The 20,160-nt window shown below is 70.3% G+C and carries 22 protein-coding genes; 8 read left to right on the top strand and 14 right to left on the bottom strand.

The window, feature by feature from the left end:
- Positions 1 to 180 precede the first annotated feature (180 nt).
- A complete protein-coding gene (locus tag NAG42_RS29995; RefSeq protein WP_250035235.1) occupies positions 181 to 1,077 on the top strand; it encodes a helix-turn-helix transcriptional regulator in 897 nt (298 codons plus the stop codon).
- A gap of 163 nt (positions 1,078 to 1,240) precedes the next feature.
- On the opposite strand, the gene NAG42_RS29990 is transcribed toward NAG42_RS29995, so the two are convergent.
- Genes NAG42_RS29990 through NAG42_RS29980 form a run of 3 tightly spaced genes read right to left on the bottom strand, consistent with a single transcriptional unit; the run spans position 1,241 to position 4,849 of the window.
- Entirely contained in the window at positions 1,241 to 1,909 is a 669-nt protein-coding gene (locus NAG42_RS29990) for a TetR/AcrR family transcriptional regulator (protein ID WP_250035234.1), read from the bottom strand.
- A gap of 4 nt (positions 1,910 to 1,913) precedes the next feature.
- Positions 1,914 to 2,522: a hypothetical protein gene (locus NAG42_RS29985; protein WP_250035233.1), complete on the bottom strand. Its 609-nt coding sequence runs from the start codon at positions 2,520 to 2,522 to the stop codon at positions 1,914 to 1,916.
- Complete coding sequence (locus NAG42_RS29980; RefSeq protein WP_250035232.1) at positions 2,519 to 4,849, bottom strand: PEP/pyruvate-binding domain-containing protein; 2,331 nt, start codon at positions 4,847 to 4,849, stop codon at positions 2,519 to 2,521. Before NAG42_RS29980 ends, NAG42_RS29985 begins: the two co-directional genes overlap by 4 nt.
- 120 nt (positions 4,850 to 4,969) lie before the next feature.
- Between NAG42_RS29980 and NAG42_RS29975 the strand changes: the two genes are divergently transcribed.
- Positions 4,970 to 5,860 (top strand): hypothetical protein, encoded by an 891-nt coding sequence (locus NAG42_RS29975; protein WP_250035230.1) that lies wholly within the window; start codon positions 4,970 to 4,972, stop codon positions 5,858 to 5,860.
- 145 nt (positions 5,861 to 6,005) lie between these two features.
- Here NAG42_RS29975 and NAG42_RS29970 read toward each other — a convergent pair whose 3' ends face one another.
- On the bottom strand, positions 6,006 to 6,575 hold the full coding sequence (locus NAG42_RS29970) for a TMEM175 family protein (protein ID WP_250035229.1): 570 nt from the start codon (positions 6,573 to 6,575) through the stop codon (positions 6,006 to 6,008).
- A 114-nt stretch (positions 6,576 to 6,689) separates the two neighbouring features.
- On the opposite strand from NAG42_RS29970, the gene NAG42_RS29965 reads away from it, so the two are divergent.
- The 3 genes from NAG42_RS29965 (at position 6,690) to NAG42_RS29955 (ending at position 7,859) form a co-directional block, all read left to right on the top strand.
- On the top strand, positions 6,690 to 6,878 hold the full coding sequence (locus tag NAG42_RS29965; protein ID WP_250035228.1) for a hypothetical protein: 189 nt from the start codon (positions 6,690 to 6,692) through the stop codon (positions 6,876 to 6,878).
- A gap of 68 nt (positions 6,879 to 6,946) precedes the next feature.
- A complete protein-coding gene (locus NAG42_RS29960) occupies positions 6,947 to 7,378 on the top strand; it encodes a YidB family protein (protein WP_250035227.1) in 432 nt (143 codons plus the stop codon).
- A gap of 109 nt (positions 7,379 to 7,487) precedes the next feature.
- Positions 7,488 to 7,859, top strand: a complete 372-nt coding sequence (locus NAG42_RS29955; protein ID WP_250035226.1) for a VOC family protein — start codon at positions 7,488 to 7,490, stop codon at positions 7,857 to 7,859.
- 119 nt (positions 7,860 to 7,978) lie between these two features.
- Here the strand turns inward: NAG42_RS29955 and NAG42_RS29950 are convergent, their stop codons facing one another.
- Entirely contained in the window at positions 7,979 to 8,893 is a 915-nt protein-coding gene (locus tag NAG42_RS29950) for an AraC family transcriptional regulator (protein ID WP_250035225.1), read from the bottom strand.
- A gap of 59 nt (positions 8,894 to 8,952) precedes the next feature.
- Here NAG42_RS29950 and NAG42_RS29945 point away from each other — a divergent pair, with 59 nt between their 5' ends.
- The gene (locus NAG42_RS29945) at positions 8,953 to 9,840 is read left to right on the top strand and encodes an SDR family NAD(P)-dependent oxidoreductase (RefSeq protein WP_250035224.1); all 888 of its coding nucleotides are present in this window, start codon (positions 8,953 to 8,955) and stop codon (positions 9,838 to 9,840) included.
- An 11-nt stretch (positions 9,841 to 9,851) separates the two neighbouring features.
- Here NAG42_RS29945 and NAG42_RS29940 read toward each other — a convergent pair whose 3' ends face one another.
- Both NAG42_RS29940 and glgA read right to left on the bottom strand, forming a co-directional pair.
- Positions 9,852 to 11,471: a glycoside hydrolase family 10-like protein gene (locus tag NAG42_RS29940; protein WP_250035223.1), complete on the bottom strand. Its 1,620-nt coding sequence runs from the start codon at positions 11,469 to 11,471 to the stop codon at positions 9,852 to 9,854.
- 28 nt (positions 11,472 to 11,499) lie between these two features.
- Positions 11,500 to 12,699 (bottom strand): glycogen synthase, encoded by a 1,200-nt coding sequence (glgA, locus tag NAG42_RS29935; protein ID WP_250035222.1) that lies wholly within the window; start codon positions 12,697 to 12,699, stop codon positions 11,500 to 11,502.
- A gap of 135 nt (positions 12,700 to 12,834) precedes the next feature.
- Here glgA and glgC point away from each other — a divergent pair, with 135 nt between their 5' ends.
- Positions 12,835 to 14,067, top strand: coding sequence for a glucose-1-phosphate adenylyltransferase (gene glgC / locus NAG42_RS29930; protein ID WP_250035221.1), 1,233 nt, complete (start codon positions 12,835 to 12,837; stop codon positions 14,065 to 14,067).
- Between the two features lie 6 nt (positions 14,068 to 14,073).
- On the opposite strand, the gene NAG42_RS29925 is transcribed toward glgC, so the two are convergent.
- From NAG42_RS29925 to NAG42_RS29905, 5 genes are all read right to left on the bottom strand, one after another.
- Positions 14,074 to 15,087, bottom strand: a complete 1,014-nt coding sequence (locus tag NAG42_RS29925; RefSeq protein WP_250035220.1) for an AraC family transcriptional regulator — start codon at positions 15,085 to 15,087, stop codon at positions 14,074 to 14,076.
- A 27-nt stretch (positions 15,088 to 15,114) separates the two neighbouring features.
- Positions 15,115 to 15,474 carry a phospholipase gene (locus NAG42_RS29920; RefSeq protein WP_250035219.1) on the bottom strand — a complete coding sequence of 120 codons (360 nt, stop codon included), beginning with the start codon at positions 15,472 to 15,474 and terminating at the stop codon, positions 15,115 to 15,117.
- Positions 15,471 to 16,865, bottom strand: coding sequence for a DUF4331 domain-containing protein (locus NAG42_RS29915; protein WP_250035218.1), 1,395 nt, complete (start codon positions 16,863 to 16,865; stop codon positions 15,471 to 15,473). The genes NAG42_RS29920 and NAG42_RS29915 overlap by 4 nt, the downstream gene beginning before the upstream one ends.
- Before the next feature lie 13 nt (positions 16,866 to 16,878).
- A complete protein-coding gene (locus tag NAG42_RS29910) occupies positions 16,879 to 17,118 on the bottom strand; it encodes a hypothetical protein (protein WP_250035217.1) in 240 nt (79 codons plus the stop codon).
- A gap of 116 nt (positions 17,119 to 17,234) precedes the next feature.
- The gene (locus NAG42_RS29905; protein WP_250035216.1) at positions 17,235 to 18,167 is read right to left on the bottom strand and encodes a lytic polysaccharide monooxygenase auxiliary activity family 9 protein; all 933 of its coding nucleotides are present in this window, start codon (positions 18,165 to 18,167) and stop codon (positions 17,235 to 17,237) included.
- A gap of 110 nt (positions 18,168 to 18,277) precedes the next feature.
- On the opposite strand from NAG42_RS29905, the gene NAG42_RS29900 reads away from it, so the two are divergent.
- On the top strand, positions 18,278 to 18,646 hold the full coding sequence (locus NAG42_RS29900; protein WP_250035214.1) for an FKBP-type peptidyl-prolyl cis-trans isomerase: 369 nt from the start codon (positions 18,278 to 18,280) through the stop codon (positions 18,644 to 18,646).
- Between the two features lie 36 nt (positions 18,647 to 18,682).
- Here the strand turns inward: NAG42_RS29900 and NAG42_RS29895 are convergent, their stop codons facing one another.
- The gene (locus tag NAG42_RS29895; RefSeq protein ID WP_250035213.1) at positions 18,683 to 19,264 is read right to left on the bottom strand and encodes a hypothetical protein; all 582 of its coding nucleotides are present in this window, start codon (positions 19,262 to 19,264) and stop codon (positions 18,683 to 18,685) included.
- Between the two features lie 356 nt (positions 19,265 to 19,620).
- On the bottom strand, positions 19,621 to 20,112 hold the full coding sequence (locus NAG42_RS29890; RefSeq protein ID WP_250035499.1) for a GNAT family N-acetyltransferase: 492 nt from the start codon (positions 20,110 to 20,112) through the stop codon (positions 19,621 to 19,623).
- Positions 20,113 to 20,160: the final 48 nt, after the last annotated feature.

Raw genomic sequence — 20,160 nt, 5'->3', positions numbered from 1 at the left:
ATGGCCAACTGCCGCTGAAACGATTCAAGAACCAGCGCGACAGAGAGCCGATCTCAATGTTTCTTTTTCGTGGCGAGAAGGTTTCGCCGTGCCCCCGATCCTGCGTTTCGGTGTGGCCCACGACATAGCCCGAGATGAACCGGAGGTAGCACGAAATTCACCTGGGGCCTACGGTGGGGCATGACCGAAGATCCCCCGGTCGAGAACACCCGGACGCTGCTGCACTTCATCGACGGGTCGGTGGCCTACGCCGGTCACTACCTGCACGAGGACACGCATCCCGTGCACACGCACAGCTTTGTGGAGATCGCCGTGGTCATGTCGGGCTCCGGCGTCCACCACAGCCTGGCCGGCCGGCAGGAGCTACAGGTCGGCGACGCGATCCTGCTGCGCCCCGGGGTCTGGCACGGCTACGAGCACTGCCGGCGCCTCGACCTCTACAACTGCTGCTTCTCCACCGAGTTGCTGCAACGCGAGCTGGCCTGGACCAGGCAGGACCCGCAGCTGGGCCACCTCCTGTGGACGGGCCCGTATTCCGGCCAGCGCCGGGGCATCCTCTACACCCACCTGCACGACGACGCCCTCACCGGCTGCCTCGAACACCTGGACGGCTTGCAGAAACTCCGCACCCAACCACCCGGCGACTACCGCGGCGACCTGATCGGCCGCTTGATGCTGTTCCTCAGCGGCCTGGCCCGCGTGGTGGCCGAGACCGACCAGATCTCCGGCGGCTCCGCCGGCACCCACTCCGCCGTGTTGGACGCCATGCGCATGATGGAGGACCGCCCCGCCCACCAGTGGACCCTGACCGAGCTGGCCGCCGAGCTTCACCTGGCCCCGGGCTACCTGGTCCGCCTCTTCAAGTCAGCCACCGGCCTGCCCCCGATGGCCTATCTTTCCCGCCACCGCGTCGAACTGGCCGCCGCCCGCCTCCTGCACACCGACCAGCCCATCAACCGCATCGGCGAGTCAGTCGGCTGGCCCGACCAGAACTACTTCGCCCGCCGCTTCAAGTCCCACTACGGCCTGAGCGCCTCGGTCTACCGCACCCGCTTCACCCGAGCCATCAAACACTGACCCACCCGCCTGGCCCTGCACGGCTCCATCCCGGGCGACCTGGTGCCGGGCTGCCCGGGTCGTGGTCCGGGGTGACGCCCCCGGTCGCGCCGCCCCGGGCAGAGACCTCCGAGGCCGGCCTCCGCTCGCACCCGACTGCCGACTTGGCCCCAGTGCAACCCGGTCACACTGTCTCTGCCGTGTCGGCCTCCTCGAGTGCCTCGGAGGATTCGCCGGCCAGGCCGTCGCGGTATTCCCAGCCCGGTCGGGTGCGGCGCGCCGCCGACCCGGCGTCGAAGAGCAGGTCGAGCTGGGCGTCGAGAGCCTCCAAGGCCTGGTCGGGCCCATACTGGCCGCCCAGCACATAGACGCCGAGGCCCTCCATCAAGGCCAGCAGGCCGGCCGCCTCGCGGGACTCGCCGCTGGGCAACTGGCTCGCGATGAAGTGGACAAATTCGGCTGTGCTCGGGCGCAGCTCGGCCGCGGTCGCCGGTCGCACGGCGGTATAGGCGAGGAAGGCCAGCGCCACTCGCCCCTCCTCACGCGCCGCCTCGCCCAGCGGCAGCAGCGCGGCGATCATCGCGCGCAGCAGTTGCCGAGGCGGCGGGTCGGCGCCGAGCGATTCCACCGCGGTGCGCACCCGGGCCTCGCTGCGCTCCCGCACCGCGCTCAGTGCGAACGTCATCATCTCGTCCTTGGTGCGGAAGTAGTGCTGCACCATCCCGGCCGAGACTCCGGCGGCAGTGGCCACGTGCCGGAGGCTGACCGCTTCCAGCCCCTGCTCGGCGGCGACCCGCATCAACGCGTCGGCGATCAGGCGCCGGCGTTCGTCATGGTCGACCTTCTTGGGCATGCCGTTACTCCGCGTACGCCTCGAGGTGGTCCCGGGCGGCCCGAACCAGACCGTCCGAGTCGTCGGCATACAGGCGTACCTCATCGACGGCGTCACCCGTGCCCCGGGGCACCTCGAACACGATCGGCCGCCGCAGCCGCACGTCGATGCTGGTCTGGCTGCCGACCGCGATGTGCAGCGCGCCGTCCTCGTATTGCACCGACTTGCTGGAGGGCATCGACCGGTAGCGCTTGCCGACCGACGCGATGTCCGACCACGGCACGGTGAAGTCGATTCCCGGCCCCATCCGGATGCGCAGCCCCTCGGCGACGACCAGGTGGGGGTGCCTGATCAGCCCGCCGAGGAAACCCAGCATCCACAACAGCCCCCACACGCTGAGCGCCAGCATGATCAGACGGGCCGGCCCCCACGGGATCACGTGCTTGATGACCAGGTCGAGGATCGGGATCTCCACGATCGACACCCCGAGGAAGACCCCCAGGATCGGCCTGACCACTCCCAGATAGCCGAATGCCCTGCCCCCGTGCAGATCGACGGGCCGCCGGGTCACCCACAGGACCAGATTGCGCCACGTGGCCGCCTCAGCCGCCACGGCGCGACGCCACAGACTCATGACCGCCCCTCCCCCACCAGACCGGTGCCACCCACGGCAGAGACAGCACCGTCGACGACGGTGACCGTGCCGGCGGCGGCGTCGACGGTGACGATCTGGCCGGTGCGAAGGTGCTGGGTGGCACCCGGGACGCAGATGACGGCCGGGATGCCGTACTCCCGGGCCACTGTGGGTCCGTGCGCCATCACGGCCCCGGTCTCGGTCACGAGCGCCGCCGCCGTGAGGAACAGCGGCGTCCAGCCCGGATCGGTCGTCGCGGTGACCAGCACCTCGCCCGGCTCGAGGTGGGCGGTGGCGGGATCGTGCACAACCCGCACCGGCCCCGTGGCCCGGCCGGCCGACGCGCCCACGCCGCGCAACGCCCCGGGCTCGTGCGCGGCCGGCAGGACGGCTTCGATGTCGGTGCCGTCGGAGAGCAGCGCCACCGGCACCGACCGGCGGCGTGACTCGCGCTCGTACTCGGCTCGGCGGTCGGCGATCAACCGGCGGTGACCGGTGACCGACGAATTCAGCAGACCGTCGACCTCGTCGAGCGTCAGGAACATGATGTCGCCGGGCTGATCGAGGAGGCCGGCCCCGGTCAGGTCGGCGCCCACGGCCAGCAGGTGGCGGCGCATCTGGGCCAGTCGGTAGAGACCGGCGAACTTGCCCGCCTCGCGCAACCCGGCCAGCCGCCGGGCCCGGCCCAGCAGGAACATCGCCAGCCGCCCGCGAACGGGACGACGACGCCGGACCCGCAAGCCTAGTTTCCGCAGGGTGACCTCGGCCTGCTCGGCGGCGCGGGCGAAGCGCCGGTCGGGCGCCTGCTCCGGGTCGGTGACCCGGATCAGGTTGGCCAGTGCCGCGCGCACCGGCGCCGGGTCCTCCGACCAGCGCGGCACGCCCAGATCGACCTCGCCCGCCGCCCGATGCCCATACGCCTGGAGGAAGCCCTCCAGATCGACGTCGGCCGGGTCCTTGGCGTCACGGGCGAGCTGCCACAGGGCGAGATCCATCTCGATCGTCACGTTGTGCGGCATGCCGCCGAGCACGGCGTGGATCTCGGCCGGCTCAGCGATGCCCGACAGCAGCCGGGGCGGCACGGCACTGGCCAGCATGCCGGCCACGATGGGCCAGACGATCGCGTCGGGGCCGTCGGTCTGGTCGTGGTCGCGGACGAGCCTCAGTCGGTCCGCCGTCGTCAGGTGGCGGTCCGCATCGGCGGCGGACTCCCGGCGGAGGCGCTCGACGGCGTCCTGGAGCCGGGCCCGGGCGCGGTCGGGCCGGGCCAGCGCGCCGGCAACGCCCCGAAGCGCCCGCCCGACCGGAGGCAGGCCGCCCTCGCGCTTCCGCTTCGGCGCCTGCTGCGGCGCGAACCGTGGGTCGTCGAGAACGTGACGCATGACCGCCTGCGCACGCGGACCGAAGTCGACGGCCATCAGCGGGACCAGCCGCCGCCGGGCCACCGGATCGCGGACGAGGTCGGTCAGGTCGCCGTAGAGCCGCCCGCCGATGTCGACGATCGCCACCCGCAGCCCGAGCGGCGCGAGCATCGCCTTGATCAGCTCCTTGAGCGTATCCATGCCCATCGGCGTCACCGGCTGGAGCATCCCCTGCACGTGCCCGAACTCCAGGTAAACCCGCGGCGGGCCGTCGCTCGCCGGGGGCGCCGGGAAGAGCGTCGTGATCGGCCGGGACTGCAGAATCCACAGCTCGCCGTGCTCGTCGACGGCCCACTCGACGTCTTGCGGCGCGCCGAAGTGGGCCTGCAACCGCTCGCCCACCGCGCGCAGCGGATCGTCGGGCCCCACGACGCGGCGGTCCACGCCGGCCTGGCCGTCGACCACTGCGGACCCGTTGCCCTCGGCCGACTCCACCAGCATCTCGGTGCGGCAGCCACTCACCGGATTCGCCGTGAACAACACCCCGGCCCGCTCGGCCTCGACCATGCGCTGCACGACGACGCCCATCCGGATGTCGTCGCGCGGTGGGCCGTCGCCCCGGTAGGCCAGCGCGCGGGCGTTGGCCACTGACGCGCGGCACTGCTCTATCGCGGCGAGCAGGGCATCGGGGCCCTGGACGTCGAGGACGGTGTCGAACATGCCGGCGTAGCTCGCGCCGGGCGCGTCCTCGACGGTGGCACTCGATCGAACCGCCACCGGCGGCCGGCCGAGTTCCTCGTACGCCGAAAGGATCTCGTCTCGTGGCAACTCGCGGACATCGGCCGGGACGCAGAACCCGGCCGGCACCCGCTCGCCGGCCCGGATCAGCTCGCCGAGGCCGGCCGCCTTGCCGCCGACCCGCTCGGACGAGCCGGCCGTGACATCGCGCAGGTCCAGAATCACCATCAACGCTCACCTTCCCAATACGACTGCATTGCCAAGGTAGCCGGTTTTCAATACGACTGCAACGGCAAAATCAGCGCCGGACCTCGGAACCGCAGACGACCCCAAATCGTCTTAAGGGGCATGACTCGTCTCCGCGGCACCCTGATGGCCGCCGCCGTTCCCCTGTTCCTGCTCGCCGCTTGCGCGCAGCCCGGCGCCACCGGCGCGGGCGCGCCGGGCTCCGGCGCGCCGGAGAGCGCCTCCGCCTCCCCCCAGGGCGGGGACGAACTCGTGGCACGCGTGGAGTCGTCCGGTGGCTTCGTGCCGCCGGACCGTACGGTCGGCTCCCTGCCGTCGATCAGCGTCTACGCCGACGGCCGGGTGATCACCGAGGGGCCGGTCCCCGCGATCTATCCCGGGCCCGCGCTGCCCAACCTGCAGGTCGTCATGCTCAGCCCCGACCAGTTGCAACAGCTGATCAAGGAGGCGGGCGACGCCGGCGTCAGCTCCGGCACCGACTTCGGCCGGCCCAACGTGGCCGACGCGCCGACCACCCGGGTCACTGTCACCACCGCCGAGGGCACCCAGTCGGTCGCCGTCGAGGCGCTCAACGAGGCCCAGGCCGACGACCCGATGCTCGACGCCGCCCAGGAGGCGGCCCGGGCCAAGCTGGCCGGCTTCGTCGACAAGCTCGGCGACCTGGCCGCCGGCGGCGACCCGAGCAGCACGACGGCCTATCAGCCCGAGTCGATGGCCGTGCTGGCCCGGCCCTGGACCAAGCCCGCCGCCGGCGACGTGGCGCAGCCCGAGATCGCCTGGCCCGGCCCCGCGCTGCCGGGCGACTACCTCAACCCGGCCTTCAAGATCGGCTGTGTCGTCGTCAGCGGCGCCGAGGCCGGCAAGGTGGTGGCCGCGGCCAAGAAGGCCAACCAGATGACCCCGTGGACCGCCGGTGGTGAGAAATACCTGATCACGTTCCGGCCGCTGCTGCCCGACGAGACGGGCTGCGCGCAGTTCAAGGGAAACCGATGACTCCTCTCGGGGAGCCGTTCGATTCCGGCCGCGACGACGTCGCGGGGGACGACGGAATCGATCGCGGGCCGGAACGGACCGAGTCCGTTCCGGCCCGCCAGGGCTGCCGCCCCGGCCTCACCGCACCCCGCGGCGCCCGTCGCCCCTAGCGCTGATCCACCGACTCCAGTTCGCGCACCACCCGGTCGATGCGGCGGTCGGGCACGAACCACAGCAGCGCGCAGGCCGCGAAGAAGGCCACCGCGAGGACCGCGTGCTCGACCAGCAATGCCGTGACGATGCCGGCCAGGTAGAAGAACGGTGAGATCTTGCCCTTGAGGTCGCCGCCCACGGCCTGCCGCAGCGGTGACTCCACCCCCTGCTGCCGGATGATCAGTCGCTGCAGCACCAGGTAGGCGAGCGCCGCGGCGGTCAGGTTGAGTCCGTAGACGACGACCGGCGTGCGCGCGAAGCCCGACTCGTCCATCCAGGCCGTGGTGAACGGGAACAGCGACAGCGTGAAGAGCAGGGCCAGGTTCGCCCAGAGCACGCCGCCGGCCACCCGCTGCACCAGGTGGAACATGTGGTGGTGGTTGACCCAGTAGATGCCGACCCAGACGAAGCTCAGCAGGTAGGTCAGCAGTCCGCCGCCGGTCTCGTGCAGGAGGCCGGAGAGGTCGTGCGACTCCGGGATCTTCAACTCCAGCACCATGATCGTGATGATGATGGCAAGCACGCCGTCACTGAACGCTTCGAGCCGACTGGTCCGCATGTCCAGCACGACCGGACAGCCCCGATTTCTGTGACCGGATCACTGTCACAGATCGCCGCGCGGTGCTGTCATGGAGGCATGCCTGTTGTCACCAAAGCCCATACGCTGAACGTGATCCGTCGCGCCTATGGGCCCGATTTCGCGGAGTCCGTCAAAGACCAGTTGCCCGACCATCTCGACCTGGACGCGCCCAAGGACCGCGAGACCCTGTTCCAACTGGGCCTGACGCCGGACCGCCTGATGGGCGCCCTCGGCGGTGAGTACTGACGGCGGCTGTCACAGATCCCCTCCACGGCCGGTCCGAGAGGGCAAAGCCGTGCGGAGGGAGACCGGTCATGCCCGATATCGCCAAACTGTCTACATTGCTGGACGATCCAGAGGTACGCGATCTGTTGTTCGGCCTGGCGCATCTGGGGCCACATCAGGCCGCCCCCGCTCACCTGCACGGCATCGTGGTCCGGCTGGCCGAGACGACAAGCCCGGAGCAGTACGGGAGCTGGCTGTCCGACGCCTCGCACAACCAGCCGATGACCGTCGACCAGGTGCGACACACCGTCGGCGCCGGCGCCCTCGACGACCTGGCCGCCTTCGCCGGTGGCAGCCCCGCCGCGGTCGCCTGGCAGCTGGCCTCCGTCCTGCCCGACCTCGTCGACGCGGTCAGCCCGGGCGGGCACATCCTCGGACCCGACCTCATCGGCCAGGAGATCACCGAGGCCGTCGCTGACGACGACCGCTCAGCCGGGGCCTTCGGCGGCCACGTCCACTGAGCAAGGTCAAAACCCTTCGCGCGTACGGGATTCAAGCGCGCACAAATCAGCATTCCGGGCGCCCGACGGCCGGCCGGAAACTGTCGTACCCCGGGCCTAGCGTGTGCTCATGGACATGAAGATCGAGCTCATCCCCGTTCCCGTGACCGACGTCGATCGGGCCAAGGCCTTCTATGTGCGCGCGGGCTTCCACGCCGATCACGACCATCGTGTGCAGGAGGGTCTGCGGTTCGTGCAGCTGACACCGCCGGGCTCCGCGTGCTCGATTGTGATCGGCGAGGGCATCACCGAGAGGACGCCCGGCACCCAGGAGATCCAGTGTGTCGTCGCCGACGCCGAGGGTGCTCGCGCCGGCCTGGTCGAGGCGGGCATCGAGGCCAGCGAGGTCGACAAACAGCCGTGGGGCAATTTTGTCTACTTCCGCGACCCCGACGGCAACAGCTGGTCGCTGCAGGCGATGGAGACCCGCCCCAACGGCTGACCGCCGGCCCGGTCGGGGGCTCGGGGCTCGAGCCCGGAGAGGTGCGCTCGCGGATCGGCGGGCGGGCGATCGGTGGATCGGGAGGAGTGCGCTTGGCTGCCAAGTAAGGGTCGCTGGGTTCAGGCGGCCCGGGAGGAGCGATAGGCGCGGGGGGACGTGCCGGTTACGCGCTTGAAGGCTGTGCTCAGGGCGCTCTCCGAGCCGTATCCGACTTCGTGGGCGATCGCGGCCAGCGTGTGGTCGCCGTGGCGGAGGCGGGCCGAGGCGAGCTCGATGCGCCAGTGGGTCAGGTAGTCCAGCGGGCCCTGGCCGACCACCTGCTTGAAGCGGGCGGCCAGCGTCGAGCGGGACACCGCGGCCACCGCGGCCAGATCCGCCACCGTCCAGGCGTAGGCGGGCTTGCCGTGCAGCGCGCGCAGCGCGGGACCCACCACGGGGTCGGCCAGGCCGGCCAGCCAGCCGGCGGCCGGGGGCACGGCCGACAGGTGCAGCCGCAGCAGGTGGATCAGCATGACCAGCGCCAGGTGCTCGGTGAGCAGCGTCGACGCCGGTGGGTGGTCGCGCAGTTCGGCGTCGATCTGGTCGAGTGCCCAGCGCACCGCGGCCGCCGCCGTGCTCGCCCCGGGCACGTGCACGACCGGCGGCAGCGCGTCGAGCAGGAGTTCCTGGGCGCGCTCGCCGAAGCCGAACCGGCCGCCGATGAGGAACACCTCGTCGCCCCGGCCGGCTCGGGCGATCCCGTCCTCGGCCCGGGCGAAGAGCGGGCCGGCCGGCTCGGACGGCACATCCAGGCCGCCGGCCAGGGTGAACGCGACCGGGCGGGTGAGCAGGAAGCAGTCGCCCTGGTGCAGCTCGTACACCTTGCCCTCGGCTCGGAGGTAGCAGCTCCCCCGGCGTACGGCATTGAATTTGACCGCGGGTGGCGGCTGGAAGGCCACCGACCACGCGCCGCCGGCCACCAGACCGGCGGACAGACTGCTGGTGACGCCGACGAGCGCCAGAACATCGTCGAGCGGATCTTCCTGGACTCTCACGCAACTATCTTGGACCCTCAGCCATTCAGCATCCAGGTGTCGGCGCGCACAGTAGGGGCATGACAAGGATCAACACCCCGTTCACCGCCCGCACCACCGCCGCCGAGGTGCTGGCCGGCGTCGACCTCACCGGCAAGCGCATTCTGATCACCGGGGGCGGCTCGGGGCTGGGCCAGGCCGCCGCCGACGCGCTGCGCCAGGCGGGGGCCGAGGTCGTCAGCCCGGCCCGCAAGGAGCTCGACCTGTCCGACCTCGGCTCCGTGCGGGCATACTCTGAGGCCTGGACCGGCCCGGTCGACGCCGTCATCGCCAACGCCGGCATCATGGCCGTCCCCGAGCGCCGCCTCACCGCGCAGGGCTGGGAACTGCAGCTCGGGACCAACTTCCTGGGCCATTTCGCCCTGCTCACCGGGCTGCGGGAGCACCTCGTGCCGGGTGCCCGCATCGCGATCGTGAGTTCCGGCATCCAGCTGCGCGGGGGCGTCGACTTCGACGACCCGCACTTCGAGAACCGCCCGTACGACGCGTTCGCCGCCTACGCCCAGTCGAAGACCGCGACCGTGCTGCTCGCCGTGGGCATCGGCCGGCACTGGGGCACCGACGGGATCACCGCCAACGCCCTGGCGCCCGGCTACATCCACACCAACCTGCAGCGCCACCTCGGCCCGGACGCCATGCGGGCCGCCGGCGCGATGGACGACGAGGGCAACCTGGTCCATCCCGATTACTACAAGACCCCTGAGCAGGGCGCCGCGGCCGAGGTCATGCTCGTCGCGTCCCCGCTGCTGGCCGGCGTCACCGGCCGCTACTTCGACGACGACAACCAGGAGGCCGAGGTCGTGACCGGCGGCCCCGAGCCGGCCAAGGGCGTCGCCGAGTGGTCGGTCGACCCGGCCGCCGCCGACCGCCTGTGGGATCTGGCCGAGGCGACCGTCAACAAGCTGTAAGCCGCCCGGCCTCAGGACGTGGTGAGCGGCGGACTGACCGGGCTCTCGTTGCCCGACCGGTCGAGGCCGCTCAGACAATACGAGGCGGGGCCGGCCGGGGCCGCCGGGTCGGCGACCGGGGAGCCGGCCCGGCCGGTGGCCACCAGGGCGGCGGCGTCACCGGTGACCCGGTAGAGCGCCCAGCTGGTCGCGCCGGGTGCCGTCGCCTCGAACGTCATCGCCGCTCCGGTCCGGGTCGCCGAGACCAGTCGCGGTGCGGCCGGCGGCGATGCCGGCAACCGGGCCATCCGGGGCACCAGGGCCGGCGACGCGTAGTGCTTGTTCTTGTACCGGGTCACCGCGCCCAGCCGGTCGGCCCGGATCTGCTTGGCGCTGAAGTGCACCTGCCCCTGCACGCCGTATTTGTCGTTGAGGGCCATCTGCCGGTCGAGCTGGCCGGGGTCACTCCACGCGCCCTGCTCGCCCACCCGGTAGTCGGCCATCCCGATGTAGAGCTGCACGTCGGTGCCCTTGGTCAGCGCCGTCCACCACGGCAGCAGCTTGGTGTAGTCGGCCTTGGCGAAGCCGAGATTCCAGTAGAGCTGCGGCACGATGTAGTCCAGCCAGCCCTCCTGAACCCATTTGCGAGTGTCGGCATAGATCGCGTCGTACGCCTCGAGGCCCTTGCTGTCGGACCCGGCGGGGTCGGTGGCCTTGTTACGCCAGATGCCGAACGGGCTGATGCCGAACTTCACCCACGGCTTGAGCTTCTCGAGGCGCTCGTGCATCTCGCGCACCAGCGTGTCCACGTTGTCCCGCCGCCATTGGTCGCGCGTCTTGCCGGCCCCGTAGCGGGCGAAGCTAGCCGCGTCCGGGAAGTCCTCGCCCTCCTGCGGGTACGGGTAGAAGAAGTCGTCGAAGTGCACGCCGTCGACGTCGTACTTCTCCACCGCCTCGAGCATCGCGTCCTCGACGAACTTGCGGGCCGCCGGGATGCCCGGGTCGAAATACAGCCGGCCGTTCTTGCCCCGGGGGTAGGAGATGGCCCAGTCGCGGTGCTGCTGCCGGAGCGGGTGGTTCGGTGCGATCTTCGCGAAGTCGGCACCGGGGCCGACCGGGCCCGGCTGGGTGCCCCGGTAGGGGTTGAACCAGGCGTGGAACTCCAGGTTGCGGGCGTGGGCCTCGCGCACCATGTAGTCGAGCGGGTCCCAGCCGGGCGACTTGCCGTCACGTTTGCCGGTCAGCCACTCGGACCAGGGCGCGTACGCCGAGGGCCAGAACGCGTCGCCGCTCGGCCGCACATGCACGAAGATCGCGTTGTGGCGCTGCGCGACCGCCAGGTCGAGCCAGCCCTGGTATTCGGCCTTGACCTGAGCCTGTGACAGGCCCCGCTTGCTGGGCCAGTCGATGTTGGCCACCGTGGTCAGCCACATGCCCCGCAGCTCGCGGGGGGCGCGCACCGGCACCGTGCCGCACTGCCCCGCGACGCCGGGAGCGGCGGCGGCCGAGGCCGACGGCCAGGGCGCACCCGCCGCCGGGGTGGGCTGGTAGGTGGCCGCTTTCAGCAGCCCGAAGCCGAGAACCGAGGTCGCCAGGAGCACCGAGACGACGACGATTGCCACACGGACGGAGGGCCGGGGGACGCGGAGCATGGGGACCAGTGTGCCTTGCGGCTCCTGATCAGAGAACCGAGCGGTAGACCGCCAGTGTCTCCTCGGCGATCCGGGACCAGCTGAACTTGTCGACGGCGCGCCGCCGCCCGGCCAGCCCCATCTCGCGGGCCCGGGCCGGGTCGGTGAGCAGCTCGGTCATCCCGGCCGCGAGGTCGGCCACGAACTTGTCGGGGTCGACCGGCGTGCCGGTGCCGTCCTGGACCTGCTCGATGGGCACCAGCAGACCGGTCTCGCCGTCGGCCACCACCTCGGGGATGCCGCCGGTCGCCGTGGCCACCACGGCCGTCTCGCAGGCCATCGCCTCGAGGTTGACGATGCCCATGGGCTCGTAGATCGACGGGCAGACGAAGACGGTGGCGTGCGTGAGCACCTGGATGACCTCGTGCTTGGGCAGCATCTCCTGCACCCAGATCACGCCGCGCTCGTCGCGGACCGCGCGCAGCTCGTCGGCCAGGCCCTCGACCTCGGCCGCGATCTCCTTGGTGTCGGGCGCGCCCGCGAGGAGCACGATCTGCGCCTCGGGAGGCAGCGAGCGGCAGGCCCGCAGCAGGTAGGGCAGACCCTTCTGCCGGGTGATCCGGCCGACGAAGACGACGCTCGGCCGGTCGAGGTCGATGCCGAGGCGCTCGATGACGTCGGTGCCGTGGTTGGGGGCGTAGAGCGCGGTGTCGATGCCGTTGTAGACGACCTGGATCTTGCCGGGGTCGACCGTCGGGTACGCCGCCAGGACGTCCCGTTTCATGCCGCCGGACACCGCGATGACCGCGTCCGCGTTCTCGATCGCGACGCGCTCACAGAACGACGACAGGGCGTAGCCGCCGCCGAGCTGCTCGGCCTTCCACGGGCGCAGCGGCTCGAGGCTGTGCGTGGTGACGACGTGCGGAACCCCGTACAGAAGTTTGGCCGTGTGCCCGGCGAAGTTGGCATACCAGGTGTGGCTGTGCACGATGTCGGTGCCCTCGGCGCCCGCGGCGATCTCGAGGTCGACACCCATCGTGCGCAGCGCGGCATTGGCTCCCTTGAGCTCGGCCGGCTCGGGATACGCCGTCACGCCGGGCTCGTCGCGCGGGGCCCCGAAGCAGTGCACCCGGACATCGGCCAGGTCGCGCAGGTCGCGGGTGAGGTACTCCAGGTGCACCCCGGCACCGCCATACACCTCCGGCGGATATTCCCGGGTGATGAGGTCCACGCGCAATCTCTCGGCCACGCCCGCAGCCTAGTCCTTGATCAGATTTCTCGCGCCGCGGGCGCAAGATCAGTTACCCTGTCCGTCGCCGGGATGAGCACGGCGAGTTCCCTTCTTCGGCTGGCGCTCCGGCTGGCGGAAAGTTAGCGTCCTTCCATGGCTGTCAAGGTGCTTGCAATCGTTCTGGCCGGTGGAGAAGGTAAGCGCCTCATGCCCCTGACGGCCGACCGGGCCAAACCCGGCGTCCCGTTCGGCGGCATCTACCGCATGATCGACTTCGTGCTGTCGAATCTTGCCAACGGCGGTTACCTCAAGATGGTCGTGCTGACCCAGTACAAATCCCATTCGCTCGACCGCCACATCTCCAAGACGTGGCGCATGTCGACGCTGCTCGGCAACTACGTCACGCCGGTGCCCGCCCAGCAGCGACTGGGCCCGCGGTGGTTCGCCGGCTCGGCCGACGCCATCTACCAGAGCATGAACCTGATCAACGACGAGTCGCCCGACTACGTCATCGTGTTCGGCGCCGACCACATCTACCGCATGGACCCGAAGCAGATGGTCAACGACCACATCGCCTCGGGGGCCGCGGTCACGGTGGCCGGCATCCGGCAGCCCAAGTCGCTGTCCGACCAGTTCGGCGTCATCGACGTGGCCGAGGACGGCAAGCGGATCAAGGCCTTCCGGGAGAAGCCGAAAGAGGTCGACGGCCTCCCGGACGCGCCCGACGAGATCTTCGCGTCGATGGGCAACTACATCTTCACCACCCGCGCGCTGTGCGACGCGGTCACCAAGGACGCGCAGGACCCGGACAGCAAGCACGACATGGGCGGCAACATCATCCCCATGCTCGTCGAGCGCGGCGAGGCCAACGTCTACGACTTCCGCGACAACGCGGTGCCCGGCAGCAGCGAGCGTGACCGCGGCTACTGGCGCGACGTGGGCACGCTCGACTCGTTCTACGAGGCCCACATGGACCTCATCGCCACCGAGCCGATCTTCAATCTCTACAACCACGACTGGCCGATCTTCACGAACTACGGCTCGTGGCCGCCGGCCAAGTTCGTGCACGGCTACGACGACCGGCAGGGCCGCTCGATCGAGTCGATGATCTCGCCCGGGGTGGTGGTGTCGGGTGCGCTCGTCGAGCGGTCGGTGATCTCGCCGAACGTCCGCGTCAACTCGTGGGCCCACGTCGAGGGCTCGGTGCTGATGGAGGGCGTCAAGGTGGGCCGGCGCTCGATCATCCGCAACGCGATCATCGACAAGAACGTCATCGTGCCCGAGGGCGCCCAGATCGGCGTCGACCTCGACCGTGACCGCAAGCTCTACACGGTCTCGGACAACGGCGTGGTCGTCATCGGCAAGGGCCAGACCGTAGAGCTGTAGGCGCTTTCAGCGCCGTTCGCGCAGGGTCTGCGACGGCGATACGCCGTAGCGGGCCCGATAGGCGCCGGCGAACCGTCCGAGGTGGGTGAAACCCCAGCGGTAGGCCACCTCGGACACGTTCACCTGCCACGGGTCCGACCGCGACAGCTCGGCGTGCACCCCGTCGAGCCGCAGCCGCCGCAGATAGGTCAGCGGTGACATGCCGACGTGCTGGCGGAACGACTCCTGCAGCACCCGCACGCCCACCCCGGCTATCGCGGCCAGGTCGGTGGCGCTGAACGGGCGCCACGGCTCGGCGTGCATGGCGTCGAGCGTGCGCTTCACCGTGCGGGGACGGTTGGGCCCGCGCATGCCGGCCGGCTCCTCCCCGTACGGATGCTCGACCGTCAGGGCCAGGCCGCTGACCACCATGTCCCGCCAGCGGCAGGCCATCCGCGGCTGGGCGGTCAGGCCCCGCCCGCGCATCAGCTCGCCGAAGAACAGGCGGACCAGCGACACCCAGGTCCGTCCCGGGGCGTCCACCACGTTGAAGCTGTTGCCCAGCAGCAGCGGGCTGACGATCCGCTGATCGAGAGCCGCGTCCAGTTCCCGTTCCAGCGCCTCCCGCTCGACCTTGACGCTGAGCAGCCGGCAGTCGCCGGGCCATTCGAGGCTGATGTCGCCGACCGGGCGATAGACCGCGGCCCGGGTCTGGTCGGCCAGGACCGTCGTGCCCCGATGCCGTGACACAAGCAGGCCGGTCAACGGCACCAGCACGTGGTACGACGTCTCGAGGTCGGCTATCTCGAGGTGGATGTCGCTGCCGTAGCTGATCTCGCCGACCGTGATCGGGCCGAGCGCCACCACGTCACCCCGGAAGGCGAACCGGGATCGGTCACCGACCGGGTCGACCCGCAGGGGGCCGTAGAACAACCGGCGGCAGAAATCCCGGGCCTCGTCCACATCGGCCGTCGCGAGCGAGAAATGGACGGCCGCGTCTGTCCCCGGTGGAGCGGGACGAGTCTGGTGGACGCCGACCATGGCGTCCACCCTAGACCCGATCGGCGCCTAGGCGGCGGCCACCGCCACCGGCCAGCTGAACTCGGCGACCGCGCCGCTGGGCACCTCGATCTCGCCCAGCGGCGTGACCGGGTCGTCCCAAACGGTGTAGCGGCCCTCGGGCAGGCTGTCGAGCACCACGCTGAAGCAGACGCCGCCCCACACGTAGCGGGCGCGCACGGCCGCGTGGGTCCGCCGGGCCGGATCGTCGACCGGGCTGACCTCGATCTCCCGTCCGTGCATCCCCCCGGGGGTATTGATGATCAGCGCTCCGATCCCGGCGCCGATGTTGAGCATGACCGTGCCCTGGCCCGACGGCGTCATGCTGTGCCAGCTGTGGTCGGCCTGCTCGGCGTGCTCGTGCGTCATGAGGGGTTACCGAATCCGTCGAAGGGGGTGCCGAGGTAGGGGAATTTCTTGAGCAGCGGGGCGCTCGCGTCCTTGATGCTGAGGCCCTGCTCGACCAGGGAGGCCGCGGCGTCCGGTTCGAAGTCCTTCTCGACCAGCGGCAGGGTCGCGCCCGCGATGGCCCGTACGGAAATCGAGACGACGTCGTCGGCGATGCGCCGCCCGTTGGGGAAGCCGGCCAGGTCGCCGCCGAGGATGCCGAACTTGCTCGGCTCCTTGGCCGGCGGCACCGCGGTGTTCAGCCGCAACATGTCGGCCTGGGTCTCGCCGGTGTTGTTCTGGAAGTTCTCGATGATCCCGTCCGGGATGCCGGTCAGCAGGATCGCGACCAGGTCGGCCCGGGCCTTGCCGGTCTTGTCCCGCGCGGCCAGCTTGTCGAACAGGCCCGGGTAGAGCACCGGCAGCAGCGTCTGCAGCTCGGGCTTCTCGACGAACTGGGCGAAGCGCTTGTCCTCGGCCGGGGGCAGGCTGTTCCACTTGTCCTTCTCGGCCATCGGCACGATGACCTCGTTGAACAGCGGGTTGCCGAGCCGGGAGACCTGCACCTGGGGGCCGACCACGACGTCGTCGTTCTTCTTGTCGCCGTTGCGCACCTGCACCTGGCGGCGGCTGGCCGAGGTCCACACGCCGATCACCGCACCGGCGTCGCGCCCGCGCACCTTCTTCTTCCCGTCCCGGCGTACGGCTTGGAGCGGGACCTGGATCGCGATGCTGTGCACGTTGAGCTTGTCGGTGGCGTTGATCGCCTTGCCCGCGTAGTTGAACAGCGTCTGGCCGACCAGGTGCTTGTCCTGGAAGGGACGCAGCGTGCCCAGGTCGAAGATCGAGCCCAGGTCCACGAAGAACGCGTCGGCGCGCTGGCCGGCGAAGACCTTCTCCCCCGTCTTCAGCTTGGCCACCGCGTCCTCGGCGAGCTTGTCGTAGTCGGCGATGGAGAGCTTCCCGACGTTGCACGGCGGGCAGGGCAGACGCTTCGCGAGGACAGAGCTCTTCCCGTACGCGTCGACTTTGGTGACCGAGTAGAACTGGCGGCGGTTCCAGTTCTCGCTGTCGAGCGACTCGATCGGGCCGGTGTTGTAGAGGAACGTCTTGTCGTTGCGGAGCTCGGTGCGGAACCGGAACTGGTAGGTCACGTCGGGGCGGGCGTCGCCGTTCGAGTCGACGTGGATCTCGTACAGCACGTCGTCACCGAACTCGAAGAAGTTCGGGCCGCTGGACGGCAACTGGAGCGGGACGTAGTTCGCGATGATCGTCACGGTGTCCGGGTCGTCCGGGCTGACGAACGCGTACAGGTCGGAGCTGTCGGCCACCGGATCCTTGCTGATCTCGGGAGCCTCGCGGTGTGATGACATGGCTTCTTCCCCCTCAGCCCTGGGCCGACTTGAGCAGCTTCGCGGCGAGCTTCTTGTCGGTGAGCGTGCTCTTGGCGCCGCCGATGAACACGTCGAACGTGCCCTTCTCGGCGTCGCGCAGCGACAGGACCAGCGGGCCGGCGCCCTTCGGCGCTTTCTCGGACTCGCCGGCCAGGCTCAGCCCGGCCACCCCGGCCACGGAGACGCCCACGCCCGCGGTGGCGGCGATCGCCAGAACGCGGCGGCGGTTCACTCCTCGGTGACCGTAACGAACTCGACTCATTGCTCGGCCTTTCGTGTTTCCTGCGAGGGAACGGGACCTGCTTGCGATGTCGACGATCATCAGTACGAGGGAGGAACCGTTGCGGTTCAACGGTTTTCGCGACGTTTGCGAAGAAGGACGCCGGCGCCGGCCGAGGCGATCGCCGCCAACCCCACGAGCAGCGCACCAGCGACGATCCAGTGACCGAGTGTCACCTTGCTCGTGTTACTCACGGGCCGGATGGCCTGGGCCTGGTGACTGCCGGTGGGCGTGGCCCGGGGTGCTGCCGTCGCCTTGACCACCGCGGGGGCGGCCGTCGTCGTCCGGATCACCGGCGTCGTGACCTCGGGGAGCGGCGTGGGCCCGGTCGTCTTCACCGCGGCTTTCGGGGTGGCGGCCGGGGCGGCTTTCGCGGCGGCCGGGAACGCGAGGTCGGAACACGAGTAGTACGTGTCCGGGGTGCTCGACGTCTCCCAGACGATGTAGAGGATGTGCCGGCCGGTGCGGCCCTGCGGGAGCTTGGCCTTCATGACGTACGAGCCGTCGTCGCTCAGATTCGGGTCGGTGACCGCGGCCAGCGGCTTGCTGCCGAGGTCGTCCCAGGTGAGGCGCCTGCTCGGGTCGTACCCGGGCCTGGTCAGAAAGATCCGGAACTCGCCGGCGTGCGGGATGGTGGCCCGGTAACGGATCGTCAGCGTCTTGCCGCCGGTGACCTTGGTGGCCGGGAAGTCGTCGCGCGGCAGGTCGAGGCCCCGGAAGGCGGCCAGTCCCCCGCTGCACAGCTGCCCGTCCGGCACGACCTGGCGATCCTTGCCGCCGACGTCGGCGATGCGCAGGTTGTCGAACTTGCCGAAGCCGCCGCCGTTCGCCTTCCGGGCCGCCTGGCAGGCCGCGCTGCCGGTGTCCTCGCCACCCGAGGCGCACGCGGCGGTGCGGCTGATCGGCGTGGTCGGGCTCCCGTGGGCCTCAGCCGGGGCGGGTGCGAGCGTGGCCACGGCGGTGATCGCGAGCGCGGTGGCGGCCAGACGATGAATCCTCACGAACGCGTACTACGGATATTTGGCGTGAGTCGTTCAGCACGTCCGTCACCAGCGGTGACGAACCGTGTGATTGCATGGCGGGGCTCGAGAAGTCAACGAATGGAGTTCCCATGGACAAGCCCGACATCGGTCCGATCGAGGGCGCGCCCCCGGCCGACCTCGTGATCGAGGACATCACCGTCGGCGAGGGGCCCGAGGCGGCGCCCGGCCAGTACGTCAGCGTCCACTACGTGGGCGTGGCGCACTCGACCGGCCGCGAGTTCGACGCCTCCTACAACCGTGGCGAGCCCTTCGCCTTCCCGCTCGGCGGCGGCCAGGTCATCGCCGGCTGGGACCAGGGTGTGGTGGGCATGAAGGTCGGCGGCCGGCGCAAGCTGACCATCCCCGCCCACCTCGGCTACGGCGCCCGCGGTGCCGGCGGCGTCATCAAGCCGAACGAGACCCTCATCTTCGTGGTGGACCTGCTCGGCGTGCAGTGACAGCGATGCGGCGCCGCCCACCCGGCGGCGCCGCGTTCACTGCGCTGGCGGGGCCTGCGTCGATGCATTGTCCGCGACCACCGGCTCCAGGGCCAGGACCGCGGTCGACAGGGCGCCCAGGGCATGCCGGGGATCGGTCTGAATCTCCGGAAATCGCTCGAGAGCGTGCATCTCGAGCTGGGAGAGAGTTCGCACCAGCACCACCGGCCCTCGGGCGTCCTCGAATTTCACCAGAAATATCGAGCCGACCCGCAGACAAGCCTGCGGCACTCCGCTGAGGCTGTCGAGAAGTTGCTGCACCGCGCCGGACTGGGCCGCGTCGACCTCGGCCTGATCTTTCTCGAGGTATTTCAGCTCGAGCGCCCGCTCGACCTTGGCCAGCCTCTGGGGCAGCTCCGCCGCGTCGGCCCCCTTGCGCAGGAACGCCCGCGAGCGTCGGAAGATCGACCCGCGGCGTACCTCGACATCAAAAGGGCCATCGAAACCAGCCGCATCGACGAAAGCATCGACGGCTGCCAGGACGGTCTGCTGAACGTTTTCGTCGTCGGTGTCGAGATAGACCTCGACCGCGACATGCTGCGATCCGACGTCGGCTCGGGCCGGGTCGTCCCGCGCCACAGCGGCGCGAAGGGTGGCGTCCGGCTCCACAACAACCAGGCGCGGGAGCCCGTCGGCGGAGAAGTGGCCGGCTTCGCGATAGGAGCCCAGACTCGCTGAGCTCTCCACCGCCGGCCTTCCGTAGCTCGCCATCCGGCCACGCTCGGCGGCGGCCTCGACGTCACTGCGTCTTGCCCGGCCGCCCCCAGGCATTCGGCGCGCACCCGTGAATGTCTGAATTTCGGACCCTGCTGTCGACGTGCCCGGAGTGCGAGGCCCTGCGTTCATTACTTCTCCCGCCGTCGCTTCTCATCCACGTTGGACTATGCGAGCAGGGATGATGGCACAGTCGGCACCATGATCGTGGAGGTCCTGGCTCACTCACTCAGCGAGGCGTACATGACGTGCAGGCCGACGCGGCCCTCGACGGGGTGCGCGAAGGCGCCGGGCACAGTGCCGACAATCTTGAAGCCCTCGCGCAGGTAGAGGTCGACGGCGCTTCGGTTGGATTCGGCCACGGCGTTGAACTGCATGCCGGCGTACCCGCGTTGGCGGGCCCACGCGAGGGCGTAGCGGACCAGGGCCGTGCCGACGCCCTGGCCCCGGGTGTGCGCGGCGACCATGAAGCTGGCCGTGGCCACGTGGGCGCCGGGTCCGGGGCGGTTGGTGCCGACCTTGGCCGTGCCGAGGATCTCGTCGCCGGCCAGGGCCACCACGGTTTCGCCGGGTGGGGACTCGAGCCAGGTCGCGCGGGCTTCGTGTTCGGACATCTCGGGGTCGTAGGTGAAGGTGTCGGCCGCGCGGACCACCGGTCGCACGATCTCCCACACCTGCGGCCAGTCGGAATCGGTGAACTGCCGGATCAACACGATGCGCACGCGCTCAGTCTCTCAGCGGACTGTCAGCGGTGGTGGCCG

Source organism: Paractinoplanes maris (assembly GCF_023544465.1).
Taxonomy (GTDB): domain Bacteria; phylum Actinomycetota; class Actinomycetes; order Mycobacteriales; family Micromonosporaceae; genus Actinoplanes; species Actinoplanes maris.
Note: the sequence above shows the minus strand (reverse complement) of the source record. Positions and strands in the feature narration are given on the sequence as shown.